Source organism: Streptomyces brevispora, assembly GCF_007829885.1.
GTDB lineage: Bacteria > Actinomycetota > Actinomycetes > Streptomycetales > Streptomycetaceae > Streptomyces > Streptomyces brevispora.
On sequence record NZ_VIWW01000001.1, the window covers coordinates 3,673,442 to 3,698,384 of the forward strand.

The 24,943-nt window shown below is 72.0% G+C and carries 23 protein-coding genes; 11 read left to right on the forward strand and 12 right to left on the reverse strand.

Annotated elements, in window-relative coordinates; genetic code table 11:
• Positions 1–70: 70 nt before the first annotated feature.
• Both FHX80_RS17180 and FHX80_RS17185 read right to left on the reverse strand, forming a co-directional pair.
• On the reverse strand, positions 71–793 hold the full coding sequence (locus tag FHX80_RS17180) for a pyridoxine/pyridoxamine 5'-phosphate oxidase (protein ID WP_145764987.1): 723 nt from the start codon (positions 791–793) through the stop codon (positions 71–73).
• A gap of 60 nt (positions 794–853) precedes the next feature.
• On the reverse strand, positions 854–2,023 hold the full coding sequence (locus tag FHX80_RS17185) for a thiolase C-terminal domain-containing protein (RefSeq protein WP_145764988.1): 1,170 nt from the start codon (positions 2,021–2,023) through the stop codon (positions 854–856).
• Positions 2,024–2,187: 164 nt separating this feature from the next.
• Between FHX80_RS17185 and FHX80_RS17190 the strand changes: the two genes are divergently transcribed.
• Entirely contained in the window at positions 2,188–3,444 is a 1,257-nt protein-coding gene (locus FHX80_RS17190) for an acyl-CoA dehydrogenase family protein (protein WP_145764989.1), read from the forward strand.
• The gene (locus FHX80_RS17195) at positions 3,444–4,004 is read left to right on the forward strand and encodes a nitroreductase family deazaflavin-dependent oxidoreductase (protein ID WP_145764990.1); all 561 of its coding nucleotides are present in this window, start codon (positions 3,444–3,446) and stop codon (positions 4,002–4,004) included. The genes FHX80_RS17190 and FHX80_RS17195 overlap by 1 nt, the downstream gene beginning before the upstream one ends.
• A gap of 162 nt (positions 4,005–4,166) precedes the next feature.
• Here the strand turns inward: FHX80_RS17195 and FHX80_RS17200 are convergent, their stop codons facing one another.
• Complete coding sequence (locus FHX80_RS17200) at positions 4,167–4,814, reverse strand: TetR family transcriptional regulator (protein ID WP_145764991.1); 648 nt, start codon at positions 4,812–4,814, stop codon at positions 4,167–4,169.
• 394 nt (positions 4,815–5,208) lie between these two features.
• Between FHX80_RS17200 and FHX80_RS17205 the strand changes: the two genes are divergently transcribed.
• Both FHX80_RS17205 and afsK read left to right on the forward strand, forming a co-directional pair.
• Entirely contained in the window at positions 5,209–6,009 is an 801-nt protein-coding gene (locus FHX80_RS17205) for a VOC family protein (RefSeq protein ID WP_145764992.1), read from the forward strand.
• A 178-nt stretch (positions 6,010–6,187) separates the two neighbouring features.
• Positions 6,188–8,605, forward strand: coding sequence for a protein serine/threonine kinase AfsK (gene afsK / locus FHX80_RS17210; RefSeq protein WP_145764993.1), 2,418 nt, complete (start codon positions 6,188–6,190; stop codon positions 8,603–8,605).
• Positions 8,606–8,652: 47 nt separating this feature from the next.
• Here afsK and FHX80_RS17215 read toward each other — a convergent pair whose 3' ends face one another.
• Positions 8,653–9,261: a hypothetical protein gene (locus FHX80_RS17215; RefSeq protein ID WP_145764994.1), complete on the reverse strand. Its 609-nt coding sequence runs from the start codon at positions 9,259–9,261 to the stop codon at positions 8,653–8,655.
• A 268-nt stretch (positions 9,262–9,529) separates the two neighbouring features.
• Between FHX80_RS17215 and FHX80_RS17220 the strand changes: the two genes are divergently transcribed.
• The gene (locus FHX80_RS17220) at positions 9,530–10,084 is read left to right on the forward strand and encodes a hypothetical protein (protein ID WP_145764995.1); all 555 of its coding nucleotides are present in this window, start codon (positions 9,530–9,532) and stop codon (positions 10,082–10,084) included.
• Here the strand turns inward: FHX80_RS17220 and FHX80_RS34760 are convergent.
• Genes FHX80_RS34760 through FHX80_RS17235 form a run of 4 tightly spaced genes read right to left on the reverse strand, consistent with a single transcriptional unit; the run spans position 10,078 to position 12,603 of the window.
• Positions 10,078–10,239 carry a hypothetical protein gene (locus tag FHX80_RS34760; RefSeq protein ID WP_208764676.1) on the reverse strand — a complete coding sequence of 54 codons (162 nt, stop codon included), beginning with the start codon at positions 10,237–10,239 and terminating at the stop codon, positions 10,078–10,080. The genes FHX80_RS17220 and FHX80_RS34760 overlap by 7 nt on opposite strands.
• Positions 10,217–11,002: an enoyl-CoA hydratase/isomerase family protein gene (locus FHX80_RS17225; RefSeq protein ID WP_145764996.1), complete on the reverse strand. Its 786-nt coding sequence runs from the start codon at positions 11,000–11,002 to the stop codon at positions 10,217–10,219. The genes FHX80_RS34760 and FHX80_RS17225 overlap by 23 nt, the downstream gene beginning before the upstream one ends.
• A gap of 6 nt (positions 11,003–11,008) precedes the next feature.
• On the reverse strand, positions 11,009–11,449 hold the full coding sequence (locus FHX80_RS17230; RefSeq protein ID WP_208764794.1) for a Zn-ribbon domain-containing OB-fold protein: 441 nt from the start codon (positions 11,447–11,449) through the stop codon (positions 11,009–11,011).
• A 5-nt stretch (positions 11,450–11,454) separates the two neighbouring features.
• Positions 11,455–12,603, reverse strand: coding sequence for a lipid-transfer protein (locus FHX80_RS17235; protein ID WP_145767352.1), 1,149 nt, complete (start codon positions 12,601–12,603; stop codon positions 11,455–11,457).
• A 127-nt stretch (positions 12,604–12,730) separates the two neighbouring features.
• Here FHX80_RS17235 and FHX80_RS17240 point away from each other — a divergent pair, with 127 nt between their 5' ends.
• The 3 genes from FHX80_RS17240 to FHX80_RS17250 all read left to right on the forward strand — a co-directional run bounded on the left by FHX80_RS17240 (position 12,731) and on the right by FHX80_RS17250 (position 15,023).
• Positions 12,731–14,290, forward strand: coding sequence for a FadD3 family acyl-CoA ligase (locus FHX80_RS17240; RefSeq protein WP_145764998.1), 1,560 nt, complete (start codon positions 12,731–12,733; stop codon positions 14,288–14,290).
• 62 nt (positions 14,291–14,352) lie between these two features.
• Complete coding sequence (locus FHX80_RS17245) at positions 14,353–14,628, forward strand: hypothetical protein (RefSeq protein ID WP_145764999.1); 276 nt, start codon at positions 14,353–14,355, stop codon at positions 14,626–14,628.
• Positions 14,628–15,023 carry a hypothetical protein gene (locus FHX80_RS17250; protein ID WP_145765000.1) on the forward strand — a complete coding sequence of 132 codons (396 nt, stop codon included), beginning with the start codon at positions 14,628–14,630 and terminating at the stop codon, positions 15,021–15,023. The genes FHX80_RS17245 and FHX80_RS17250 overlap by 1 nt, the downstream gene beginning before the upstream one ends.
• A gap of 229 nt (positions 15,024–15,252) precedes the next feature.
• On the opposite strand, the gene FHX80_RS17255 is transcribed toward FHX80_RS17250, so the two are convergent.
• Positions 15,253–15,444, reverse strand: coding sequence for a hypothetical protein (locus FHX80_RS17255; RefSeq protein WP_145765001.1), 192 nt, complete (start codon positions 15,442–15,444; stop codon positions 15,253–15,255).
• A 201-nt stretch (positions 15,445–15,645) separates the two neighbouring features.
• Complete coding sequence (gene afsR / locus FHX80_RS17260) at positions 15,646–18,612, reverse strand: SARP-family global regulator AfsR (protein WP_145765002.1); 2,967 nt, start codon at positions 18,610–18,612, stop codon at positions 15,646–15,648.
• Positions 18,613–18,848: 236 nt separating this feature from the next.
• Between afsR and FHX80_RS17265 the strand changes: the two genes are divergently transcribed.
• Positions 18,849–20,081, forward strand: a complete 1,233-nt coding sequence (locus tag FHX80_RS17265) for an amidohydrolase family protein (RefSeq protein WP_145765003.1) — start codon at positions 18,849–18,851, stop codon at positions 20,079–20,081.
• A 75-nt stretch (positions 20,082–20,156) separates the two neighbouring features.
• Here the strand turns inward: FHX80_RS17265 and FHX80_RS17270 are convergent, their stop codons facing one another.
• Positions 20,157–20,984, reverse strand: a complete 828-nt coding sequence (locus FHX80_RS17270; protein ID WP_145765004.1) for a MerR family transcriptional regulator — start codon at positions 20,982–20,984, stop codon at positions 20,157–20,159.
• A gap of 392 nt (positions 20,985–21,376) precedes the next feature.
• Positions 21,377–21,580: a cold-shock protein gene (locus tag FHX80_RS17275; protein WP_003967102.1), complete on the reverse strand. Its 204-nt coding sequence runs from the start codon at positions 21,578–21,580 to the stop codon at positions 21,377–21,379.
• A 353-nt stretch (positions 21,581–21,933) separates the two neighbouring features.
• On the opposite strand from FHX80_RS17275, the gene FHX80_RS17280 reads away from it, so the two are divergent.
• Together FHX80_RS17280 and FHX80_RS17285 are read left to right on the forward strand one after the other, a co-directional pair.
• Entirely contained in the window at positions 21,934–22,812 is an 879-nt protein-coding gene (locus FHX80_RS17280) for a menaquinone biosynthetic enzyme MqnA/MqnD family protein (RefSeq protein WP_145765005.1), read from the forward strand.
• 374 nt (positions 22,813–23,186) lie between these two features.
• Entirely contained in the window at positions 23,187–24,905 is a 1,719-nt protein-coding gene (locus FHX80_RS17285; RefSeq protein ID WP_145765006.1) for a serine/threonine-protein kinase, read from the forward strand.
• Positions 24,906–24,943: the final 38 nt, after the last annotated feature.

A 24,943-nucleotide genomic window follows, 5' to 3' on the forward strand; every position in this document is an offset into this window, starting at 1 on the left:
GTCCCGTTCGCGAGACGACGGGGCGGGGACGGGAGGCGGCGCAGTACGGAGGCGGGGCGCCCGGCAGCCGTCAGGGCCAGAGCAGCTCCCGCTGCCAGACCCCGGCGGACTCCGTCGCCCCGGTGGTCTCAGCGGCCTCAGCGGCCCCGGCTTCCCGGCGGTAGCGCAGTCGGATGTGCCGCCGCCGCGCGTCGCCCTGGAAGAACTCGACCTCGCGCGGCTCGACCACGTACCGCGTCCAGCTCGCCACCTCCGCGTCCGGCTCCTTCCGTGCCCGGTCCCAGGCGGCGTCGGAGGCGCGGTCCAGCTCCCCGGACGAGCCCAGCGCCTCGCTCTGCCGCCCCACCAGCGCGGACGCCAGCGCCCCGGTGGAACGGGCGTGCAGATCGGCCCGGCTCTCGGCGGCGGAGCACGCGGTGACCGGGCCCCGCACCCGCACCTGCCGCCCCTGCGCGGGCCAGTAGAAGCCGAGCGCGGCATACGGGCGGCCGGCGAGCTGGCGGCCCTTCGCGCTGGTGGCGTGCGTGGCGAAGTGCCAGCCGCGCTCGTCCGCGTCGTGCAGCATCAGGGTGCGCACATCGGGCAGCCCCTGGGCGTCGGCCGTGGCCAGGGTCATGGTGTGCGGCTCCACCTGCCCGGCGGCCACCGCCTCGGCGAACCAGGAGTGGAAGAGGGGGAGCGGGTCCCGCGGCGCGGCGGCCGGGTCGAAGGCGGGGAGCTCGATGTCCCATACGCGCTGGGCGTGGAGCAGATCGAGGAAGGACTGCTGTGCGGATGCGTCGGCGTCGGTCATGCGGCCATTGGATCCCACGGGCGCGGGGCTGAGCGCTTCGGCATGATCCAGCGCCACTCCTCACCCCCGCCCCAGCACCACCGTCCCCGACGAGCAGAACCAGCCGCCCGTCCCCGACGCCACCGCCAGCTCCGGCAGCCGCCCGCCCGCCTTGCGCACCTGGCGTTCCCCCGCCTCGCCGCGCAACTGGCGTACCGCCTCCACCAGCAGGAACAGCCCGCGCATGCCGGGGTGGCAGGCGGACAGGCCGCCACCGTCCGTGTTCACCGGGAGCTCGCCGGTCAGGCCGGTGCGACCCTTCTCGACGTACGCGCCGCCCTCGCCCTTCGCGCAGAAGCCCAGGTCCTCCAGCGTCACCAGGGTCATGTAGGTGAACGCGTCGTAGATCTCGGCCAGATCGATGTCGGCGGGCCGCACCCCCGCCCGCTCGAAGGCCAGCCAGCCCGAGACGGCGGCGGGGGAGACCGTGAAGTCGTCCCACTCGGACATGGCGGAGTGCGAGACGTGCTCGCCGGTACCCAGGATCCAGACCGGCTCCTTCGCCGTGTCCGGTACGTACTCCTCGGCCGCCAGCAGCACCGCGCAGCCGCCGTCGCTGCGGATGCAGCAGTGCAGCTTGGTGAACGGGTCGGCGATCATCGGGCCGGACAGCACCTCGTCCACGGTGATCGGGTCGCGGAACATCGCGTCCGGATTGGCGGCCGCGTTGGCGCGGGCCTGCACCGCCACCTCGGCGAGCTGTTCGAGGGTGGTGCCGTACGCGTGCATGTGGCGGCGGGCCGCCATCGCGTACTTGGCGACCAGCGAGTGCCCGTACGGCACCTCGAACTGGAGCGGGCCGCGGGCCCCGAAGGAGAGGTTGGACGTGCGGCGCCCCGCCTTGATGTCCGACCGCGCCGTCGACCCGTACACCAGCAGTACGGCGTTGGCGCGGCCCGCCGCGATGGCGTCCGCCGCATGGGCGGCCATCACCTCCCAGGTCGATCCGCCGACCGAGGTGGAGTCCACCCAGGTGGGTTTCAGCCCCAGGTACTCGGCGACCTCGACCGGGGCGAGCGTGCCGAGTCCGGCGGAGGCGAACCCGTCGACGACCGAACGGTCCAGGCCCGAGTCGGCGAGCGCCCGGCGGGCGGCCTGGGCGTGCAGGGCGTACGGCGTGGCCGTCTCGACGCGTCCGCAGTCGGCGAGGGATATGCCGACGACAGCGACCTTGCGGTGGGAAGAAGGCATGAATCTGACGGTACATCAGATCCGGGCGGGGTGGCCCGGCTCGCGATGCCGGGATCCTGCGGGGGTGTCACGGTGCGCGGCTCTGGGAATCTCGTAACATCGGCCCTAGCATGACGGCCCGTCAGATCGGAGGCCGTCGGCCTCCGAGGGGAAGGAGTCCGACGATGGATGCCGCCTTCACCGCGGAACAGGACGAGATCCGCCGCACCTTGCGCGAACTGCTGGCCCGACACAGCGGCCCCGACGACGTCAGGAGCGCCGTGGGCACGCGGGACGGATACGACGCCGAGCTGTGGCGCCGGCTCGCCCGGGACCTGGGCCTGCCCGGACTCGCCCTGCCGCAGGAGTACGGAGGCGTCGGCTGCGGCCCCGTCGAGCTCGCCGTCGTCTGCGAGGAGGCCGGCCGGGCACTGCTGCCGTCCCCGCTGCTCGCCACCGCCGTACTCGCCGCTCCCCTGATCGTCGCCCTCGGCACCGACGAGCAGCGCACCGCCCTGCTGCCGGGCGTCGCGGCGGGCGAACTCACCGCGACGCTGGCCGTCCCCGGCGGCTCGCTCGCCACCGCCCTCGGCCTCACCGGCGACCTCACCGGCGGCAGCTGGGCGGGCGGCGGCCGGGCGGGCGGCGTGCAGGCCCGGCCGTCCGGCGACGGCGGGGGATGGCGGCTGTACGGAGAGGCCGACCAGGTGCTCGACGGGCACAGCGCCGGACTGCTCCTGGTCGCCGCGCACACGGGCGGCTTCCCGCGCAGCCGCACGCTGTTGTTCCTGGTCCGGACGGACGGGCCGCGGACGCCCGCCGGACTCGTCCGCACCCGGCGGACCGCACTGGACGAGACCCGGCCGCTCGCCCGCATCCAGCTGCGCGACGCCGAGGCCGAACTCCTCGGCGCCGACGACACCGTGGACGCGTCGGCGGCCCTCGCCGCGGCAGGCCGCACCGCGGCCGCGGCACTCGCCGCCGAGGCGGTGGGGGCGGCCGCGAGCGCGCTGGAGCGGACGGTCGCCCATGTCGGGGAGCGCGAGCAGTTCGGCCGCGCGATCGGCTCCTTCCAGGCCGTGAAGCACCGCCTCGCCGATCTGTACGTACGGGTGCAGTCGGCCCGTTCCGCGGCGTACTACGCGGCCTGGGACCCGGAGGCCGGCGGGCTCGCCCTCGCCCAGGCGCTGGAGGCGCTGCGCGTCACCACCGCCGAGGCCGTGCAGCTCCACGGGGGCATCGGCTTCACCTGGGAGCACGAGGCGCATCTGTACTTCAAGCGGGCCGCCGCCGACGAACTGCTCCTGGGCCCCGTCCACCGCCTCCGCGACCACGCGGCCCAGCGGGCGGGACTCTTCGGACCCGGTCAGGGCGCGCCGGAACGGGGAACCGCCGAACGGGGACGGGCCGAACAGGGACCGGCCGAACGGGTGGCGGTCTGATGGCGCTCGGCGTCCGCCTCGTCCAGAAGGTCTCCTCGACCCGGGCCTTCGCACGGGTCGCACCCCATCTCGTACCGGCCATGGACCGCACGGTCCACAAGCTCACCCGCGGCCGGGTGCTGCTCAGCGCGCAGATACTGCCGGGGGTCGTCCTGACGGTGCCGGGGGCGCGGAGCGGACAGCCCAGGACCACCCCGCTGGCCTGCATGCCGGAACACGGCGGCGACGCTGCTTCGGGCGGCGGCGACCGGCGCAACGGTGAAGGACGCAGCGGTGACCGGCGCGAGGGTGAGCCGGGCAGCTGGATCCTGGTCGGCAGCAACTTCGGCCGTACCGGGCACCCGGCGTGGACGGCGAACCTGCTGGCGCATCCGGACGGGGCCGTCATCAGCTGGAAGGGCCGCGACATTCCGGTACGGGCCCGGCTGCTGGCGGGTGCCGAGCGGGCGGTGGTGTGGGAGGCGGCGCTGAAGTTCTGGCCGCCCTACGCGGCGTACCAGGCGCGGATCGACCGGGAGATCCGGCTGTTCCGGCTGGAGCGGCGCGACGAGTCGGCGTGAGGGCAAGCCGGTTCGCGCTGCCCGGCTGTCCGCCTCGCCCTTGTGCGGTGTCCGGGTACACCGACGGCGGACCACATGCGTGGTCCGCCGTCGGTGAGACAGGACCTGGGGCGCCCGGGATCACCGCGCGTCACCCAGTACGTGGGGAATCCGGCGCGGGCGCTACTTCGTCGGCTTCCTGCCGGTGATGCCCAGGTGCACCAACAGCGCGAGGTTCGGACGGAGTTCGGCCTGCTTCACGCCCCAGGTGGTGAAGCCCTTCTGGTGCGAGGCGACCGCGGCCAGCATCGCGACCAGGGAACCGGCCATCGCCGCGGGACTGATGTCCTTGTCCACCCTGCCCTTGGCCTGGAGCTCCTTCATCGAGTCCGTAAGGGAGTTGGTGACGGAGTTGAGGATCTTCATACGGATCTTGTAGAACCGCTTGTCGCCCTCGGCCGCACCGAGGTCGACCACGCGAAGGATCGCGTCGTTGCGCCGCCAGAAGTCGAGGAATCCCTCGACGAGTTCCTCGGCGGTCTGCCAGCCCGACTTGCCGACCCAGGAGCGTCCGGCGACCAGTTCGGTCAGTCCGGCACCCTCCTTGGCCATCTCTTCGGCGATTTCGAGGACGGCGCCCTCCACGTCGGGGAAGTATTGATAGAAGGTCGCGGGTGAAGTCCCCGCCTTCCGGGCGACGTCGATGACTTTGACGTCCCGGTACGGCGAGGAGCTGAGCATCTCGCTGAGGCAGTCGAGCAGCTTCTGCCGCGTCGCCTGTCCGCGTCGACCGGCCACGCGGCCGTCGACGGTGCGTACTTGTCCTGTCATGCCGTCAGCTTACCGACGGGTGATCGGAGCGCGATTCGGCCGACTGCAAATGGGGAATGCCGCAGTCGTGACGGGGGAGAATGCGGTGGTTTCCGACGATGTGCCCCCGTGGTTCCGCATGCGGTTCCACACCGTCTGATTAATGTTATCAACAGCCTGTGGATAACATCGGTGGATAACTTTCCGTGACGACGGCATTCGGGAATGTTGGTATCGAAAATATGTTCGTACGGAAGGGGCTGAAGCGCGCGCCGAGCGCCTCGCGGCTACGTTGGGTGTGACGAGCATCACCACTGGGCGAACGGCGTCGCTGATGGGCGTCAACACTGGCGAACGTCACCGCTGATGGGCGTCGCTGCCGACGGGCGTCACCGCTACGGAAGGATCCGGGTCCATGGCCGCATTCGCGCAGTCCGCGCCGTGCTGGGTGGATGTGCAGCTTCCCGACCTCGAAGCGGGCAAGCGCTTCTACGGTGAGCTCTTCGGCTGGACCTTCCGGGCGGGCGACGGACCCTTCGCCGATGCCCTCAGCGGCGGGGCCCTGGTCGCCGGGCTCGCCGCCAAGCAGGACGGCCGCATGCCGACCGCCTGGGGCGTCTACTTCGCGACCGACGACATCAGGGCCTCCGTCGCCCGGATCCGGGAGGCGGGCGGGCAGGTGATCACCGAACCGGTGCGGGCCGGCCGGTCCGGGGTGCTCGCCCAGGCCGCCGACCCGGGCGGCGCCGTCTTCGGGCTCTGGCAGGCCGCTGGGCGCAGGGGCTTCCAGAAGCAGAACGAGCCGGGCTCCTTCTGCTGGACCGAGGTCTACACCCGGCAGAAGGAACGCGTCGACCCCTTCTACGAGCAGGTCTTCGGCTTCCGCTCCGTCGATCCCGACGAAGCCGGCTCCGGCGCCCCCGGAACGAACGAGTCCGGCGTCGACTTCCGCATGTGGTCGCCGGCCGGCACGGAACCCGGGCCGGACACCGCGGTCGGCGGGCGCAGCGTCATCACCGACGCGTTCCCCGCCATGATGCCCAGCTACTTCCTCAACTACTTCGCCGTGGCGGACTGCGACGAGTCGGCCGCCACCGTCGTCCGGCTCGGCGGCCGGGTGTCCGCACCGCCCTTCGATATTCCGTCCGGGCGGATGTCGGTGCTCCAGGACGACCAGGGCGCCGTGTTCGGAGTACTTCAGCCACCGGTGTCCTGATACCGACCGGAGTGAGCCATGACACCCGGATCTGCCCCCGGGTTCGCAACCGGCGCCTCGGCCAGGAAGAATCGGGGTGCGCACCGCCGGGTGGTGCCCAGTGGTGAGACGCTGCACAGGGCGGGTTTTCGCGGGCCTCTGTCGATTGAGGTTCGTACGGGGAGGTGGCAGGCAAGTGATGGAGCAGCTGACGCAGCACGACCCGAGGCGGATCGGCCCGTTCGAGGTGCTGGGACGGCTCGGGGCCGGCGGCATGGGGCTGGTCTATCTCGCCCGCTCGGCGTCGGGCCGGCGGGTGGCGATCAAGACGGTCCGTACGGAACTGGCCGAGGACCAGCTGTTCCGGGTCCGCTTCACGCGTGAGGTGGAGGCCGCCCGCGCGGTCAGCGGTTTCTACACGGCCGCGGTGGTGGACGCGGATCCGCGTGCCGCCGTGCCCTGGCTCGCCACCGCGTATGTGCCCGCGCCCTCGCTGGAAGAGATCGTGAACGAGTGCGGGCCGATGCCGACCCAGGCGGTGCGCTGGCTGGCCGCGGGCATCGCCGAGGCCCTCCAGTCCATCCACGGTGCGAAGCTCGTCCACCGCGACATGAAGCCGTCGAACGTGCTTGTCGTCGAGGACGGCCCCCGGGTCATCGACTTCGGTATCGCCTCCGGTGTCTCCAACACCCGGCTCACCATGACGAACGTCGCCGTCGGCACGCCCGCGTACATGTCGCCCGAGCAGGCGCGGGACTCGCGCAGTGTCACGGGCGCCAGCGACATCTTCTCGCTCGGCTCGACGCTCGTCTTCGCCGCGACCGGCCATGCGCCGTTCCACGGGGCGAACCCGGTCGAGACGGTCTTCATGCTGCTGCGCGAGGGCCCCGACATCAGCGGTCTGCCCGACGATCTGCGGTCGCTGATCGAGTCCTGCATGCAGATGGACGCGTCGCGCCGGCCCACCCCCGCCGAACTGCAGTCCCAGCTCGCCCCGCACCTCTTCGGCTCCGGCGGCGACGACAGCGGAACGGCGTCGGCCTGGCTGCCGGTCTCCGCCACCGAGATGATCGAGCTGCGCCGCGGCGGCGGTCGCGCGCTCGCCCCCGTGCCCGCTCCCGCGCCGCCCGCGCCCGCCCCCGTGCCGCCGCCGCCCGCCAATCCGCCGGGCGCCGAGTGGGACACCGCCTGGCGCAGCGGCGCGGACCTGCGTCCCCCGGCCGCCCCGACCGCGGAGCTGCCCGACGAGGGCGGCCCGGTGCGGCTCTCCGGTGCGCATGTGCCGATCGGGCCCGGTCCGCGCGCCCAGGACGTACGCGCCTCCGCCGCCGTGGCCGAGGCGGCTCCGGCGACCGGCTGGGTGCGCCCGCCCGCCGGAGTGAACGCCGGGATGGGCGCCGGGATGAACGGCGCCGCCGCGGCTCCGACCGCACCCGTGCCCGCTCCGGCGCCCGCGCCGGACAGTGTGCCCCCGGGGCCGGAACGCTGGCGGCCCTGGCGGTTCCGGATGTCGAACGACGTGTGGGGGACGCCGGTGGTCGTCGGCGACCTGCTGTACGTCACCTCCTTCGAGGTGCACGCGCTGGACACCGGCAACGGGCGGCGCCAGTTCAAGACCCGTGACGTGGCCTGGACGATGGCGGTGGACGGCGGCCGCATCCACGCCTCCGACGGCCCGTCGCTCTACGCCCTGGACGCGGTCACCGGCGCCGAACGGTGGCGGCTCCAGACCGATGCGTGGGTGTACGCGCTCAAGGCCGACCGCGGCACCGTCGTCACCGGCACCCGGGGCGGCGGCGTCCAGGCGTGGGAGGCGTCCACCGGGGAGAAGCTCTGGGAGACCACCGGGGCGCAGACGGACTTCGAGACGGCGGAGGCCGGACCGGCCGTCCACGGCGGCACGGTCTACCTCTGGCAGGACGCCCGGCTGCGGGCCCTCGACGCCCGTACCGGCGTCGAGCGCTGGTCGTACCCGGTCGGCGACGCGGCCTCCTGCGGCGGGGTGCCGGTCCGGGTGACCCCGGCACCGGACGGCTGCGCGTACGTCTGCGCGGGCACCCGGGTCCTCGCGCTGGACATCGTCTCCGGCCGGGTGCGCTGGCACTTCGAGTCGCCGGCGGCCTTCCTCTCGCCGCCCGCGTTCGCGCCCGGCCCGGCGGTCACCGGCGGCGGGGTGTACCTCGCGGACTACCTCGGCACGGTGTACGCGCTGGACGCCGCGACCGGCAAGGACCGCTGGCGCATCGCCACGGAGTCCCGGCAGTCGACCGAACCGGTGCTGGTGGCGACGGGGAACGTCCATGTCGGCAGCGGCAGCGCGCTGTACACGCTGGACGCGGTCACCGGCACCCCGAAGTGGCGGTTCGCCGCGGGGGGCGAGGTGGTGGGCGCGCCGGTCGTCGCCGACGGCCGGGTGCACTTCGGCTCGGCCGACCACGTGCTCTACACCCTGGACGCGGCGGGCGGCCAGCTCCGCTGGAAGCTCGCCACGGGCGGCGAGATCACGGGCTCGCCGGTGGCGCAGGGCGGGGTGGTGTACGCATGCAGCAAGGACCGCTGCGTGTACGCGCTGGACGCCCTGAAGGGCACGGGCACCGGCAACCGCCCCCGCGCGTAGGGGCGGTCGGGACGAGGGCCGGGTGCGTCCGGACGGCCGCTTCGTCCTCAGTCGCCGGACGGGCTCGATCTGTCCGGGCCCGTGTCTCGCGGCGGTCCCACGTACGGATCCACCTCGGGCTCCGGCCAGGGGCTGGTCTGCACCGACGGTCCCGGCTCCCGGGTGGGCGGCCATGTGTCGGGTTCCGCCGACCCCGGCGCCTTGAACGGCCGGTTCCGGTCCGCCCGCGCCCCGAGCCGCCCGCCACCGCGCCCCGACATCAGCGCCGCCCCCAGCAGGAGCAGCACCCCGCCACCCGCCGCGCCCGCCACCCCCTGATCGAGCCCGGAGCCGTTCCCCGAGATCGTCAGCTCTCCGGCCGCCTGGCCCTGGCGGACCATCCACAGCACCGTGAACCCGAGCACCACCACGCCCGCGAGGGCGACCAGCAGCCGGGACCGCAGCGCGACGCCGACGACCGTCAGCACCGCGGCGAAGACAAACGGGAGCAGGATCGAATCGAACAGACCGGGGTGCGCCCCGGTGACACCGGTGAAGAGGTCGCCGATCCGGTAGTGCCGCCCGAGACGGCCGTCGTACCAGGCACGGAAGGGGCTCAGCACGGCGGCTGCCGCTCCTGCGAGAGCGACGATCGAGCCGAGGACGTTACGGATCATCTCCGGCCTCCAGCGGGCGTGCGACGCTTCACCGGCCGGCGACACGGATCAGCACCGCTCTCGCCTCGACGCTACGCCGGGGGCATGGCCCCCGCCACCAGACGACGACGGGCGGACAGCGGGCGGACGATGACCGGATCGTGACAGGGCCATGACCGGGCCGCCGATCGGAACCGGCCATGCTGTGCGTTACGGTGTCGCGCGCGGCCGTGCGGCAGCGGTGCCGAACACCGTGGAGCTGAGCCACAACACAAGGGGGGCGGCATCGATGATGCGGCAGAACATGAAGCTGGCAGTGGTCCTGACCGCGGTGGTGCTCGCGCTCACCGGCTTCACCGGTTCCAGCCACGGCGGCAAGAGCGGCAAGAGCAGGACGTCCGGCGGCAGTGGCGGTAGCAGCAGCGGCGGTGGGTGCTCCAACTCCAAGAAGAGCAACGGGACCTACCACGACACCGACTACCACGACGACAACTACGGCTCGTCCGGCAGCTCGTCCAGCGGCTCCGCCTACGGCACGGCGACCCCGAGCGCCACCGCGACGGACGCGCCCCGGGCGTACGTCTTCCGCTGCGCGACGCCCCGCAAGGGCAAGCGCAAGGCCGTCACCACCTCCACCGTGCGCCTCACCGCGGGCGCGGCGGGCAGCCACAACTACGAGGTCGACGTGACCTTCCTCGACGCGTTCGGCAACACCGTCGACACGGGCGAGGCGAGGGTGGACGCGGACGGCGGCGAGACGAAGACCGTCTCCGTCCGGATGGACAGCCCGAGCAAGGTCTCCCGGGTGAAGAAGTGCTCGGTCACCGCCGAGCTCAGCTACTGACCCACAGCAACAGCAACAGCAACAGCGACGCCGACGCAGGCAGCGACGACGACGTACACGGCGACACCGACGCCGGCAGCGACGCCGACGCCGACGCCGACACCGACGCCGACGCGGGCACCGGCCGCGTACTCACCGCAGCCGGTACTCGCCACCACCCGCCCCCCTGCCCCGCTCCCCGAACAGCTCCGCCTGCCGCTCCGGCGCCAGGTTGCCGAGCGCGATCAGGTGCGGGGCATGGGCCAGGGCCTGCGTTCGGGCCCCCTCCTTCGCGGACCAGACGGCCCGTACCGTCCCCTGCACCGCCGCGGTCGGGTACGAGGCGATGACCGCCGCCGCCCGCAGCGCCGCCGCCACCGCGCCACCGGGCGGGGTGACCTCGCTGACCAGCCCGGTCTCGTACGCGCGCCGGGCCGAGACCCGTTCGGCCGTTCCCATCAGGGACATCCGGGCGACCTCACCGAACGGCATCCGCTGCGCCATCGAGATCGCCTCGTACGCGCTGACCATGCCGTACGTGGTGTGCGGGTCGAAGAACGTCGCCTCCTCGGACGCGATGACGAACTCCGCCTCGCCCAGCAGATAGAACGCCCCGCCGCAGGCCATCCCCTCCACGGCCGCGATCACCGGCTTCCACAGGTAGTTCGCCTTCGGCCCGATCGCGATCAGCGGATCGTCGATCGTGTACGGGGACGAGGGCTGCGGGACGTCCACGCCGCGGTCGATCCCGGTACAGAACGCCCGGCCGCCCGCGCCCGTCACGACGACGGCCCGCACCTCCTCGTCGTACCGGAACGCCCGCCAGGCGGCCGTGAGTTCGGCGGCCGTCGCGAGGTCGATCGCGTTGTGCTTCGCCGGCCGGTCCAGGGTGAGCAGCGCGACCCCGGTCTCCTTGTCCGTCTCCGTGCGCAGTGCCATCGCCGGTCACCGCTCCAGCAGCCAGCGGACCAGGGTCGCTTCGGGGGAGACGGGGCAGAAGACCGCCTTCACCGCCGCCCCGATCCGCAGCCGGCCCGGGTCCACCGAGTTCAGCGGCGCGTCCGGCCCGGTCACCACGTTGCCGACCAGCCGGATCTCCGGGGCGTCGGCCAGTTCGACCACCACCGCGTTGTACGGGGCCTGCGCCGCGTATGCGGGCAGCAGCGGCGGATGCGGCAGCACATAGGACCAGATGCGGCCGCGCCCGCTCAGCGCCCGCCACTCGCTGTCGAAGGACTGGCAGTGCGGGCAGCACGGCCGGGGCGGGAAGCGGAGCCGTCCGCAGTCCGGGGCGGCGCACGCCTGGACGCGCAGTTCACCGCGGGCCGCGTACTCCCAGAAGGGTGCGCCGTCCTCGTCGACGACGGGCAGCAGCAGGGCATCCATCTCGGTCAACTCCTCAGCAGTACGGCGGATGTGGGCACGCCCTCCCCGGCGGTCACCAGGCAGGTCGAGGCGTCCGCGACCTGGGCGGTGGAGACGCCGCGCAACTGCTTCACGCCCTCGTTGATGAGGTTGAAGCCGTGCACGTACCCCTCGCTGAGACCGCCGCCACCCGTGTTGATCGGCAGCCGTCCCCCGCTCTCCAGCGCACCGCCCTCGGTGAACGCGGCGCCCTCGCCGCGCCCGCAGAACCCGTACCCCTCCAGGGAGAGCGGGATGAGCGGGGTGAACGCGTCGTAGATCTGGGCGACATCGACGTCGTCCGGCCCGAAGTCGGCCTGCTTCCACAGCTGTCGGGCGGCGGCCCAGGCCGGACCGGTGAGCGGGTCGTCGTTCCAGTAGTTGACCATCCCGTGGTGCTGGGCGGGCAGCCCCTGGGCGACGGAGTGGAGGTAGACGGGCTTCTGCCGGCAGTCCCGGGCCCGTTCGGCGGAGACGATGACGCAGGCCAGCGCCCCGTCCGTCTCCAGGCAGTTGTCGAAGAGGCAGAGCGGCTCGCTGATCCAGCGCGAGGTCATATACATGTCGCGGGTCAGCGGCCGTTCGTACATCACCGCGTCGGGGTTCTGGTTGGCCCGGTTGCGGCAGGCCAGCGCGACGTTGAAGAGATGGTCGCGGGTCGCCCCGTACTCGTGCATGTACCGCCGTGCCAGCATCCCGATCTCGTCGGCGGGCCGCAGCAGCCCGTACGGGCGGGTCCACTGGGCGGGGGTGGGCAGTTGCACCGCGGTGTTCTTCCAGGGCCGCGGCCCCGACCCCCGCTTCCGTGACCGCCAGGCGACACCCACGCTCGCCTGGCCGGTCGCCACGGCGGCCGCGAGATGCGCGAGCGTCGCACAGGAGCCGCCGCCCCCGTAGCCCACCTTGCTGAAGAAGGTGACATCGCCGGCCCCGATGGACTTGGCGACCTCGACCTCGTCGGTCTCCTCCATCGTGTACGAGGCGAACGCGTCCACCTCCGACGCGGCGATGCCCGCGTCGTCGAGCGCCGCGACGATCGCCCGGCAGGCCAGGGTCTTCTCCGACTCGGGCAGGTGTTTCGCGAACCGCGTCTGCCCGATCCCGGCTATCGCTGTCTTGTCCTTGAGCGTCGCCACCGCCACCTCCGAAGCCGTCATGACTGCTGACAGCGGAGGAGGCTACAGCTAACCTGACGGATAGTCAGCTACTGCGGTCGGCTGGTGGGGTCGGTCACCGCGGTCCGGTTCGGCGGGAGGGCACGAGATGCGCGGCGACGAGGAATGGTCCACCGTCCCGAACCTGGTACGGAAGGCGGCCGAGCGGTACGGCGACCGCGAGGCGGTGGTCGAGGGCCGCACCAGGATCACGTACACGGAACTCGGCGAACGCGTGGAGCGGGCCGCCGCCGCGTGCATGGCCTCGGGGGTGGAACCGGGGGACCGGGTGGCGGTCTGGGCGCCCAACACCCTGGACTGGATCGTCTCCGCGCTGGGCGCGGTGACGGCCGGCGCGGTCCTGGTCCCCCTCAACACCCGCTTCAAGGGCACGGAGGCGGCGTACGTCCTGGAACGCAGCCGCGCGAAGCTGCTCTTCGTCACGGGCACCTTCCTCGGTACGTCGTACGTGGCGTCCCTGCGCCGTGCCGAGGTCGAACTCCCGCACCTGGAGAAGGTGGTGGTGCTCGCCGACGCGGCGCCCGACGACTACGTCACCTGGAAGGACTTCCTGGCCTCGGGGGAGCGGATCTCTCCCGGGCGGGTACGGGAACGGGCGGACGCGATCCCCTCGTCCGCCCCCTCCGACATCATCTACACCTCGGGCACCACGGGCCGCCCCAAGGGCGCGGTCATCAGCCACGCCCAGACCCTGCGCTGCTACCAGATCTGGAGCGAGCTGGCCGGTCTGCGCGAGGGCGACCGCTATCTGATCGTGAACCCGTTCTTCCACACCTTCGGCTACAAGGCGGGCGTCATCGCCTGCCTGATGCGGGGCGCGACGATGATCCCGCAGCCGGTCTTCAACGTGGACACGGTCCTCGCCAACATCGCCGCCGAGCGCATCTCCGTCCTCCCCGGCCCGCCCACCCTCCACCAGTCGCTCCTGGACCACCCGGCCCGCTCCGGCCACGACCTCTCGGCGCTCCGCCTGGTCGTGACGGGCGCGGCGGTGGTCCCGCTCCGACTGGTGGAGCGCCTGCGCACCGAACTCGGCATCGCCACGGTCCTGACCGCCTACGGCCTCTCCGAGGCGAGCGGCATCGTCTCGATGTGCCGCCGCGGCGACCCGGCGGAGGTCATCGCCGCCACCTCCGGCCGGGCGATCCCCGGCACGGAGATCCGCGTCCTGGCCGCCCCGGGCGAGCCGGGCGAGGTCCTGGTCCGCGGGTTCAACGTGATGCGGGGCTACTTCGAGGACCCGGAGACCACGGCCGCCACGATCACCTCGGACGGCTGGCTGCACACCGGCGACGTGGGCGTCGTCGAGGAGGACGGCAGCCTGCGCATCACGGACCGGATCAAGGACATGTTCATCGTCGGCGGCTTCAACGCCTACCCCGCGGAGATCGAACAGCTCCTGGGCCTGCACCCGGACGTGGCGGACGTCGCGGTCATCGGCATCCCCGACCCCCGCCTCGGCGAGGTCGGCAAGGCCTACGTGGTCCGCCGGCCGGGCGCGACGGTGACGGCCGACGACCTGGTCGCCTGGGCGCGGCGCGAGATGGCGAACTACAAGGTGCCCAGGGCGGTGGAGTTCGTGACGGAGCTGCCGCGCAACGCCGGCGGCAAGGTGGTGAAGGGGGAGTTGCGGGGGCGGGGGCGCTGACTTGTCACCCCGTGGGGTGAGGCTGGTGGCGGGCTCCTGCCGGCCTCGGCATGGTGAGAGGTATGGCAACCAAGAAGTACACGGTTACGCTGCCGGAGGAGCTTGCGGAGGAAATCCGGACCGAGGTGGGGCCGGGGGCGTTCAGCGCGTATGTCACCCGCGCCATAGAGCGTCAGCGCGAGCACGACCGGCTGGGGGAGCTGGTGGACCGGCTGGAGGGCGAGTACGGCCCGGTGACGGATGCTGATCTGGCGGCGGCCGAGACCGAGCGGCGTGAGATCGAGCGGTGGTTCGAGGGGCAGGAAGCGGGCGCGGCGCCGCACCGGAAGGCGGCCTGATGTCCGACCTCTCGTACGTACTGGACTGTGAGGGCCTCTCCCGGGCCGCACTCGGAGATCCCGGGATGAAGGCCCTCCTCAAGGACTCCCACCGTTCGGGTATTCGCGTGGTGACCAGCGCGATGACCTTGGTCGAGGCGTATCACGGCAAGGTCCGGAAGCCCGTCTGGGACTGGGCGATGGCGGGCGTCGTGGTCGAGCCCGTCGCCAAGGACGTCGCCGACGAGGCGATTCGCTTGCTCCTGTCCACCGGCCTGCACGGCCACAAGTACGCCATCGACGCGGCCCTCGCGGTGATCGCGGGGAGGCAGCGGGGACGGGTGGTGGTGTTCACCTCGAACGAGGACGACATGGGGAAGCTGTGCGGGGCGGGGGTGCGGGTCCGGGGGTTGTAAGGGGTGCGGGAGAGGGCCCGAGCCGTGTGGCTCGGGCCACTCCGGCTGCTCAGGTTGCGTGCATGTCCTGGGTCGTTACCGAGGTTGCGTGGGGGCTATGGCGAAACCCTTGAGGCTGAAAGTGGTTGAACGTTGGCGCAATCCCTGCTGAGCGTCCGGGCGCGGACACGCAGCGGCCGCGACGGCTCCCCCTCCGCGCCGCCGCGGCCGTATCCCCGTGCAGGTTGGACTAGTTGGCCGGCTCGGACGTCGCGTGGGCGTCGGTCGGCTTCACCGGCTCGGACGTCGCGTGGGCGTCGGTCGGCTTCAGCGGCTTTACCGGCTTCGCGGGCTCGCTGGTCGCGTGCGCGTCCTGAGTGGTGATCTCCTCGCCGGTGGCGTGCGCGTCGGTCGGCTTGAGGCTGTCCTTGTTGGCGGCCATGAAGGTCAACTCCTGAAAAGTTGGGCGTATGGGTCGGTCAGGCCCGCCCGGCTGTTCCCCCGTGGACTGCCGGGCGGGCCTTGCTGGGCCGTTCACCCTAATCGGTGAGGCCGCACGCCGATCCGTCTGCCCCCCGACGCGGCGGATCGATGACTAGAGAGTGGCGTGCGGCGATAAACGATTGATGAACGCCGGGCAGGGTCAGGCCACGGCGGCCGGGTTGAGGAGCCGGCGCACCGTTTCGGCCTCCGGGGAGCCGAGCTCCTCGAAGATCGACAACGCCTTGCTCCAGCAGACCTGCGCCCGGTCGGTCTGTCCGATGACCGCCAGGGCCTGGCCGAGGACCGTCAGTACATTGGCCCTGCGCCAGTCCCCGCCAATGCCCCGGAGTACGGCCAGCGCTTGTTCCGCGTGGGCCGCCGCCTGGGGCGCTTCCTGTTCCGCCAGGTGCAGTTCGGCCAGCCGGAAGAGCGTCATGCCGTGCCACAACTGCTGCCGGCTCTCCCGGAAGATGCGCAATGCCTCCAGCAGCACGTTCTGCGCCCCGGCGGTCTGCTGGCTGCCGATGAGCGCCAGCCCGAGTGCGTACTTGCCGTTGGCGAGGCGCAGGGCCAGGCCGGTGGCGTCGTCCTCGTAGATGGCGACGCCCTGCTGGGCGAGCTGAACGGCGCTCGTGGTCCGGCCGGTCGCGAGGTGCACGCGCGAGAGGTTGCACAGCGCTGCCGCCTCGCCGGGCTTGTTGCCGTCGGCGCGGAACGCGGTCATGGCCTGCGAGAAATGGGACTCCGCGTCTTCGTGACGGTTCTCGTAGAGGGCGATGATGCCCAGCTGGTTGGGGGCCTGTCCCTGCGAAACCGGGTCCTGCGTCAGGCGCCCCAGGTTCAGGGCCCTGATCGCCTGGGTCTCCGCCTCGGCGAAACGGCCCGAGACGCTGTGGACGTGGGACAGCATGGTGCGGGCCCTGGCCTCGGCCTGTGCCTCGCAGGCGGCCTCGGCCGCCTGCGCAACGGATGTGGCCGCCGTGGCGAACTGGTGTGAGTTCGCTCCCGACTCACCCAGGTCGACCACGGCCATCAGCAGATCCGATGCGCGTCGTGGCATCCCGATGGTGGCCGACTGCCGCGCACAGGCGAGCAGCCCGCTGGACTCGGTGAACAGCCAGTCCAGCGCGGCCTCGCGGACCTGGAAGACAAGCCCCGGGTACGTGGTGCGCGAGAAGTGGTCGAGCACGCGCTCCCCCGGCCGCTCCAGCGCGTACACCCCCGCCGCCGTGGCCAGATAGAAGTCCAGCAGCCGCGACAGCGCCGACTCCCGCTCCACCGGCGTCTGTTCGTCCCGCTCGGCGCAGGAGCGCGCGTAGAGGCGCACCAGGTCGTGGTAGCGGTAGCGGCCCGGGGCCGCCGATTCCACGAGGGACGTGTCGACCAGGGCCTCCAGGAGGTCCTCCGCCGCGTGCGTCTCCAGGTCCAGCAGGGCGGCCGCGGCGGCGAGGGAGATGTCGGGGCCGTCCGCGAGGCCCAGGAGGCGGAAGGCGCGGGCCTGGGCGGGTTCCAGCTGGCCGTAGCCGAGTTCGAAGGTGGCCTTCACGGCGAGGTCGCCCGCCTGGAGTTCGTCCAGGCGGCGGCGTTCGTCGGCGAGCTTGGCGGCCAGGACCGAGACCGTCCAGGTGCGGCGGGAGGCCAGGCGGGAGGCGGCGATGCGGATGGCCAGCGGGAGGAAGCCGCAGGCGGCGACGACGTCGAGGGCCGCCTTGCGCTCGGAGTTGATGCGCTCCTCGCCCACGATGCGGGTGAAGAGCTGGAGCGCCTCCTCGGGCGACATCACGTCCAGGTCGACCAGGTGCGCGCCCGCCAGGTCCACCATCCTGACCCGGCTGGTGACCAGCGCCGCGCAGCCCGTCGTGCCGGGGAGCAGGGGGCGGATCTGGGCCGCGTCGTGGGCGTTGTCCAGGAGGATCAGGATGCGGCGGCCGTCGAGCGTGGAGCGGTAGAGCGCGGCGCGTTCGTCGAGGGAGTCGGGGATCGCCGAGTCCGCCGTGCCCAGGGCGCGCAGGAACGCGCCGAGCACCGTCTCCGGTTCGGCGGCGCGGGAGCCCGCGCCCTGGAGGTCGACGTACAGCTGGCCGTCCGGGAAGTGCTTGCGGGCCTGGTGCGCGACGTGGACGGCGAGGGTCGTCTTGCCGACGCCGCCGATGCCGGCCAGTGCGGAGACGGCCATGACGGAGCCCTCGGCGGTGGCGATGCGGTTGCCCAGTTCCCGTACGAAGGAGGCGCGGCCCGTGAAGTCCGGGACGGTGGCCGGGAGTTGCGCCGGGCGGATTGGTGCGGCGGCCGGGGTGGGCTGGTCGGCCGGGCGGGCCAGCTCCTCGTCGGCCCGCAGGATGCGCTGCTGGAGCTGGGCGAGTTCGGGGCGCGGGTCGACGCCCAGTTCCTCGGCGAGCAGCCGGCGCGTGTCCGCGTAGACGGCGAGGGCCTCGGCCTGGCGGCCACTGCGGTACAGAGCCACCATCAGGAGTTCGCGCAGCCGTTCGCGCAGCGGGTGCGCGGCGGTGAGCGCGGTCAGTTCGGAGACCGCCTCCGCGTGGCAGCCGACCTCCAGGTCCAGATCCAGCCGGGTCTCGGTGAGCTGGAGCCGCCACTCCTCCAGCCGGGTGCGCTGGTTCTCGGCATAGGGGCCGGGTACGGAGGCCAGCGCCTCGCCGTCCCACAGGGCGAGCGCCTTGTTCAGCAGCGCCCTGGCCCGGTCGCGGTCGCCCGCGGTGCGGGCCTTGTCGGCGTCGGCGGCCAGTTCCTCGGCCACGGTCACATCGAGCGCGCCGGGCCCCGTCCGCATCGCGTACCCGCCGGAATCGCTCGCCAGGGTCTGCGGGCCCAGGTTCTTGCGCAGCCGGGAGGCGTACGTACGCACGGCGGCCAGTGCCTGCGAGGGCGGGTCGTCGCCCCAGATGGCGTCGATCAGTTCGGCGGCCGTGACGGTGTGCCCGTCGCGCAGCAGGAGAGCCGTCAGCAGGGCGCGCTGCTGCGGCGAGCCGGGGGGCAGCGTCTCGCCGCCCCGCCGGGCCCGTACCGGGCCGAGTACGGAGAAGCGCAGTTCCGTGTCGTCCGCCGGTCGTTGCTCCGGAGCTCGCTGTTCCGGAACGCGCACCCGCGGCCCGTCGTCAAGGCCCATTGCCGCCTCCTGTCCTGCTCGCCGCCACTGCCCTGTTCCGCACCGCACATGTCGGGACACCGCCGAGGAGATCCGGATTGCTCCATACCGTTGGTATCGCCGTCAACAGTCTGCCTTGTGAAGGGCGGACGCGTCAGCAGTGGGTGACTCTCTGCACGAGCTCTGGACAACGATTGTGGAACGGAGCCTCGCGCAGATAGCTGACGGTTCGTCAGATCGACGCTACCGTGGAACGCATGGAGACCTTCCCGAAGATCATCTCGGTGGACGACCACACGGTGGAGCCCCCTCATGTCTGGCGGGACCGGCTCCCGTCCAGGTACGCGGACTCCGGTCCGCGCATCGTCCGCGCGCCGCTCAAGGAAATGACGTTCATGGGCGGCAAGTTCGCACCCGTGATGGGCGCGAAGGGCGACGATGGCCCGGTCGGTGACTGGTGGGTGTACGAGGACCTGCACCGCCCGCTCACTCGCCTGGACACGTCCGTCGGCTATGACAGGGACGAGATCAAGCTCGAAGTGATCACTTACGAGCAGATGCGTCCCGGTTCGTTCTCGGTGCCCGAGCGGCTCGCCGACATGGACATCAACCACGTGCAGTCCGCGCTCTGTTTCCCGACCTTCCCCCGCTTCTGCGGCCAGACCTTCACCGAAGCGAAGGACCGTGAACTCGGGCTGCTCGGGGTGCGCGCGTACAACGACTGGATGGTCGACGAGTGGTGCGGCCCGCAGGCTCACGGCCGGCTCATCCCCCTCACCCTGGTCCCGCTGTGGGACGCGCGACTGGCCGCCGACGAGGTCAGGCGCAACGCGGCGCGCGGAGTGAGGGCGGTGGCGTTCTCCGAAATACCTCCACATCTTGGGCTGCCGTCCATTCATGCGGACGATTGGGATCCGTTCCTCCAGGCCTGCGACGAGACGGGGACGGTGATCGCCATGCACATCGGCTCGTCCTCCAGGATGCCGTCCACCTCGGCCGACGCCCCGCCCGCCGTCGGCTCCACGATCACCTTCGCCAACTGCTGCTTCTCGATGGTCGACTGGCTGATGAGCGGCAAGTTCGAGCGCTTCCCGAACCTGCGGATCATGTACGCGGAGGGTCAGATCGGCTGGATTCCGTACATTCTGGAGCGCGCCGACGTGGTCTGGGAGGAGAACCGCGGCTGGGGCGGAGTGGCGGACAAGGTCCACCGGCCGCCGTCGGAGCTGTTCACCGGGCACGTCTACGGCTGCTTCTTCGACGATGCCTTCGGACTGAAGAACCTGGACGCGATCGGCGTCGGCAATGTGCTGTACGAGACGGACTACCCGCACTCCGACTCGACCTGGCCCAAGTCCCGCGAGGTCGGCGAGGAGCAGATGGGGCACCTGGACGCGGACGTGGTGGACCGCATCGTGCGCCGCAACGCGATCGACCTGCTCGGGCTGACCCCGGACGGCCTGTGGGCGGGCCCCGGCACGGGGGCGTGAACCGCGGGGGTACCGGGGCCGTCCGCAGTGGACGGCCCCGGCACCCCTACTCCCCCCGCTCTCGTTCCTCCCGGGTCAGTTGCGGGTGATCGGCTCCTGGAGCTCCGTCACCCACTTCTCCTCGTCCGCGGGGCACTCCAGATTGATCTCACGGGCGTACCCCGCCGACCGGTAGCCGGAGGTGTCGATCCAGCGCGCCAGGGTCTGGGACGTCGGCAGGATCCCGTCCATCGCGCCCCGGTGGACGATGGTCGCCGCCTCGAACGGAGGCAGCTCGATCACGGTGACCCTGGTGTCGCCCAGCGGCCCCACCGGCGCCGAGACCGTCACCCCGGCATGGACGACCACCGCCCCGCCCCCTTCCGGCGCGTCCTCGTAGCGTGCGATGCCGGGGCCCGTCGGGGAGACCCCGGCCTCGCCCAGCAGCGCGAACAGCCGCTCGTACAGCGGGCGGATCACCGGAGTGATCTCCGCCGGTTCGTAGCCGGCGGCCACCCCGGTCAGTTCCGCGACCCGTACCGCCGGAACGTCCTTGACCACGACTTCGTCCACAGACATGTGTCCCTCGCTCTCGATTGTCCGGAGCCTTGCCTCGACCTGGGCCAGCCGTGCCGCCGCCGCGGCCATCGCCGCCTCCAGCTCCGACCGCCGCAGCCGCAGCATCCCGCGCAGCTCCTCGGAGCCCACCTCCTCGTCGAGGACGGCCCGCACCTGCTGGAGCGTGAAGCCGAGACCCTTGAGGGCGATGATCCGGTTGAGCCGGGCGAGCTGGCCTGCGCCGTAGTGGCGGTAGCCGGTGGCGGGGTCGGTACTGTCCGGGTGCAGGAGTCCGATCGCGTCGTAGTGACGCAGCATCCGGGCCGACACCCGCCCGTACCGGGCGAAGTCTCCGATGGTGAACATGATGTCTCCCAGTGCACGTCCTCACACGGTGTCAAGGTCAAGGATCGCAGCGCCCCCCTGTGGGTGTGACGCGCACCACTGGAACCCGCTGCCCGGTGCGGACAGGACCTGATGTGGAGCATTCCTTGAGAGCCCGGATACGGGCAGGTGACCCGGACACGTTCGGTGGTGGGCCGCATCCATGACGCGGAACAGCGCACCGCCGCACAGGCCGCGCTGGAAGCGGACGAGGCGCCCAGGAAGCAGACGAGGCGCCCGAGAAGGAAGCAGTGGACCGGCCGTCCGCTCGTGGGCGGCCGTCACACAGGCAGGAGCCCCGCTCCTCCGCCGAGGCGGGGGAGCGGGGCTCCTTGGGTACTGCGTTACCGGCCGCGATCGGCCGACCCGGGCAACTAGGCCGGGGTGACGTTCTCAGCCTGCGGACCCTTGGGTCCCTGAGTGACGTCGAAGTTCACGACCTGGTTCTCCTCGAGGGAGCGGAACCCGGACGCGTTGATCGCGGAGTAGTGGACGAAGACATCCGGGCCGCCGCCGTCCTGGGCGATGAAGCCGAAGCCCTTTTCAGCGTTGAACCACTTGACGGTTCCGGTAGCCATAAGCCCTCCTTGGGCCAAAGGGTTGCCCTGCTCCAGAACCTGCAAAGAAGTCTGAAAACTACAAAAGCCTGCGGGTTACATGCTCCGCAGGCTCTGTACTGCAAGGGAAACCAAACTGCAACTTGGCGTTGAGCCTAGCACGCAGCATGTGGGGAGGGGTAGAGGGAAAGATCACCTCACTCGAATGTTTGATTGCCATGCACGTGCGCTGTCCTGGAGGCCCTTCCGACGGCTCGGGGAACCCGTGCAGAGAAGGCTCCGGTGTCCATTCCGGGAACCCCTGGGAGAGGGGTGGTGCGGCGCCGAGCGCCCCCGGTGGGGCCGGCGGGGGGTGGCAGGTCTAGCCTCGCGATGTGGACAATTCAACCGTCACAACCGTCGCAGGCGACGACCGTCGCAACCGGCCGCGCGTCGGCCACATCCAGTTCCTCAACTGCCTGCCCCTGTACTGGGGGCTGGCGCGGACCGGGACCCTGCTCGACCTGGAACTCTCGAAGGACACCCCGGAGAAGCTCAGCGAGCAGCTGATCAGGGGCGATCTGGACATCGGCCCCGTCACCCTCGTCGAGTTCCTGCGCAACGCCGACGACCTGGTCGCCTTCCCCGACATCGCGGTCGGCTGCGACGGGCCCGTCATGTCGTGCGTGATCGTGTCGCAGCGGCCCCTGGAGGACCTCGACCGGGCCCGGGTGGCGCTCGGTTCGACCTCCCGCACCTCCGTACGGCTGGCGCAGCTGCTGCTCGCCGAGCGGTACGGGGTGACCCCCGAGTACTACACCTGCCCGCCCGACCTCGGCGTGATGATGCAGGAGGCGGACGCCGCCGTCCTCATCGGTGACGCCGCGCTGCGCGCCAACCTGCACGACGCCCCCAGGCTCGGCCTCCAGGTCCACGACCTGGGCGCGATGTGGAAGGAGTGGACGGGGCTGCCGTTCGTCTTCGCCGTCTGGGCCGCACGCAAGGACTACCTGGCGGCCGAGCCCACCGCGGTGAAGCAGGTGCACGAGGCGTTCCTGGCCTCGCGGGACGTCTCCCTGGAGGAGGTCACCAAGGTCGCGGAACAGGCGGCGCGCTGGGAGGCCTTCGACGCGGAGGTCCTGGAGCGCTACTTCACCACCCTCGACTTCCGTTTCGGGTCCGCGCAGCTGGCGGGCGTCCAGGAGTTCGCACGCCGGACCGGTCCGACGACCGGGTTCGCGGCGGATGTGAACGTGGAGCTGCTCGGCGGCTGAGCGGACGCACCGGCCACCGAGCGCCGGGCAGGTGGAATGCCCGCCATTCCACCTGCCGCCCTTTCCGGGTTCCCCGCCCTTCCCGCGTTCGCCCGCCCCTTCCGTTCCCGCGGGATGTTCCCGGCGGGATATCGATTCGGGCGAATACGCGTCGAATGGCCGATTGACGGGAGGGGCCGGGAGTACGTCCCCGCCAGCTCCCGCCAATCGGTCTGTCAACCTGGGAACAGCACATTCGCGCCCTTTTCTTGTCATGAATGGCGTTGTTCGTTCCCTTGGGGAGGAAATCGGCGGATGGTTTCCCCTGCGACCCGATGACCTTCGCCTCTAGGCTTCGGTCGGAGGTCCGGCCGGTCCACAGGGGGAGTCCGCATATGCAGCCGCTGGAAGCCGGCGAACCGCTGAGCATCGGTGCCTACCGGCTGCTCGGCAGACTCGGAGCCGGCGGCATGGGACGCGTCTATCTGGGGCGCAGCGCCGGCGGCCGCACCGTCGCGGTCAAGGTCGTCCATCCGCACTTCGCGCTCGACGAGCAGTTCCGCGCCCGGTTCCGGCGCGAGGTGGACGCGGCGCGCCGGATCGGCGCCCAGTGGACGGCGCCCGTCCTGGACGCCGACCCGTACGCCCCCGTCCCGTGGGTGGCCACCGGCTACGTGGCCGGCCCCCCGCTCTCGGCCGCCGTCACCGAGCACGGGCCGCTGCCCGAACAGGCGGTGCGCGCCCTGGGCGCCGGACTCGCCGAGGCACTGTCCGCGGTCCATGAGCAGGGCCTGATCCACCGGGACGTGAAGCCCTCCAACGTCCTGCTCGCCCTCGACGGACCCCGCCTGATCGACTTCGGCATCGCCAGGGCCATCGACGCCACCGTGTCGCTCACCTCCACCGGGGTCTCGGTCGGCTCGCCCGGCTACATGGCGCCGGAGCAGATCCGGGGCCTGGAGATCTCGGGCGCGGTCGACGTCTTCTCGCTGGGCGCGGTGCTCGCGTACGCGGCGACCGGTGCCGCCCCGTTCCTCGGCGACTCGTCCGCCGTACTGCTCTACAAGGTGGTGCACGAGGAGCCCGAACTGGGTGATCTGGAGGGCGAGCTGCGCGGGGTCGTCGCCTCCTGCCTGGCGAAGGACCCGGCCCACCGGCCCACCCCGGCGGAGCTCGCCCGGCAGCTGGCGCCCGGCGGCGCGGCGGCCCTGGTGGCGGCGGGCTGGCTGCCCGGACCGCTGGTGCGCGAGGTCAGCCGGTCGGCCGTCGCGCTGCTGGACCTGGAACCGCAGGAGGCCCCCGTGCAGTCGGGGCCGGTGCCGTTCACCAACGCCTCCTTCGGGTTCAACGGGGTGGCCGACGCCGGTGTGTTCGGCCCGCCGGCCGAACCGCCCCGCACGGCCGGCCCGACCCCGCCGCCGTACCCGCCCGCCGCGGGGACGGACGGGGTGCCGGGACAGCGCAGCCCCGACCCCCGGTTCGCCGTCACCATGAGCGCCGACTCCGGGCCGGGCGGGCAGAAGGGGCGCGGGCTGAGCTGCACCGTCGCGCTCGCGGTGGCCGGCGCGCTCGCCGCGGTCACCGTGGGCAGCGCCTACGTCTTCGACCTGATGCCGGGCGGTGGCGGCAGCGACACCGCCGAGCAGGGGGCCACCGGCCGGACCCCGGCAGCCACCTCGTCGGCCGAGCCGTCCGCACCCGGGGACGCCGCCACCGCAACCCCCGGCGGCCAGGTCACCGAGGTGCCGAAGAGCTTCATCGGCACCTGGGAGGGGCCGCTCACCGAGAAGACGAGCGGCCAGTCGCACGGCACGCTCAGCGCGGTGATCAGGAAGGGGAAGAAGGGCGCCGACGTGGTCCGGATGAGTACGACGCTCTCCAGCCTCGGCGTCGAGATCAGCTGCCACAGCGTCGCGTCCCTCACCTCCGGCACCGACAAGGAGCTGACGTTCCGGGAGCGCGCCGATCCGGACCGCCCCGGAACCGCGGGCCTGTGCACGACCACCACCACGGACGTCCACTTCACCCGCGCCGCCGACGGCACCCTGCGCTTCCGGTCCGACGAGCGGGGCGCCGGGCTCCCGTACGGCACGCTCAACCGGTCCGGCGGCTGACCCGGAGCAGGGCTGGCGTACGCTGAACCGGTCCGTAG

Excerpts from the sequence above, each read along its gene's own strand:
- FHX80_RS17185 (WP_145764988.1), bottom strand. The coding sequence starts at position 2,023 with ATGCCTTCTTCCCACCGCAAGGTCGCTGTCGTCGGCATATCCCTCGCC.
- afsK (WP_145764993.1), top strand. The coding sequence starts at position 6,188 with ATGGAGCAGCTGACGCAGCACGACCCGAGGCGGATCGGCCCGTTCGAG.
- FHX80_RS17270 (WP_145765004.1), bottom strand. The coding sequence starts at position 20,984 with ATGTTCACCATCGGAGACTTCGCCCGGTACGGGCGGGTGTCGGCCCGG.
- FHX80_RS17255 (WP_145765001.1), bottom strand. The coding sequence starts at position 15,444 with ATGGCCGCCAACAAGGACAGCCTCAAGCCGACCGACGCGCACGCCACC.
- FHX80_RS17275 (WP_003967102.1), bottom strand. The coding sequence starts at position 21,580 with ATGGCTACCGGAACCGTCAAGTGGTTCAACGCTGAAAAGGGCTTCGGC.
- FHX80_RS17230 (WP_208764794.1), bottom strand. The coding sequence starts at position 11,449 with ATGGATGCCCTGCTGCTGCCCGTCGTCGACGAGGACGGCGCACCCTTC.
- afsR (WP_145765002.1), bottom strand. The coding sequence starts at position 18,612 with ATGGGCCTTGACGACGGGCCGCGGGTGCGCGTTCCGGAACAGCGAGCT.
- FHX80_RS17190 (WP_145764989.1), top strand. The coding sequence starts at position 2,188 with ATGGATGCCGCCTTCACCGCGGAACAGGACGAGATCCGCCGCACCTTG.
- FHX80_RS17250 (WP_145765000.1), top strand. The coding sequence starts at position 14,628 with ATGTCCGACCTCTCGTACGTACTGGACTGTGAGGGCCTCTCCCGGGCC.
- FHX80_RS17200 (WP_145764991.1), bottom strand. The coding sequence starts at position 4,814 with ATGACAGGACAAGTACGCACCGTCGACGGCCGCGTGGCCGGTCGACGC.
- FHX80_RS17180 (WP_145764987.1), bottom strand. The coding sequence starts at position 793 with ATGACCGACGCCGACGCATCCGCACAGCAGTCCTTCCTCGATCTGCTC.
- FHX80_RS17205 (WP_145764992.1), top strand. The coding sequence starts at position 5,209 with ATGGCCGCATTCGCGCAGTCCGCGCCGTGCTGGGTGGATGTGCAGCTT.
- FHX80_RS17225 (WP_145764996.1), bottom strand. The coding sequence starts at position 11,002 with ATGGCACTGCGCACGGAGACGGACAAGGAGACCGGGGTCGCGCTGCTC.
- FHX80_RS17285 (WP_145765006.1), top strand. The coding sequence starts at position 23,187 with ATGCAGCCGCTGGAAGCCGGCGAACCGCTGAGCATCGGTGCCTACCGG.
- FHX80_RS17215 (WP_145764994.1), bottom strand. The coding sequence starts at position 9,261 with ATGATCCGTAACGTCCTCGGCTCGATCGTCGCTCTCGCAGGAGCGGCA.
- FHX80_RS17195 (WP_145764990.1), top strand. The coding sequence starts at position 3,444 with ATGGCGCTCGGCGTCCGCCTCGTCCAGAAGGTCTCCTCGACCCGGGCC.
- FHX80_RS17220 (WP_145764995.1), top strand. The coding sequence starts at position 9,530 with ATGATGCGGCAGAACATGAAGCTGGCAGTGGTCCTGACCGCGGTGGTG.
- FHX80_RS17265 (WP_145765003.1), top strand. The coding sequence starts at position 18,849 with ATGGAGACCTTCCCGAAGATCATCTCGGTGGACGACCACACGGTGGAG.
- FHX80_RS17240 (WP_145764998.1), top strand. The coding sequence starts at position 12,731 with ATGCGCGGCGACGAGGAATGGTCCACCGTCCCGAACCTGGTACGGAAG.
- FHX80_RS17245 (WP_145764999.1), top strand. The coding sequence starts at position 14,353 with ATGGCAACCAAGAAGTACACGGTTACGCTGCCGGAGGAGCTTGCGGAG.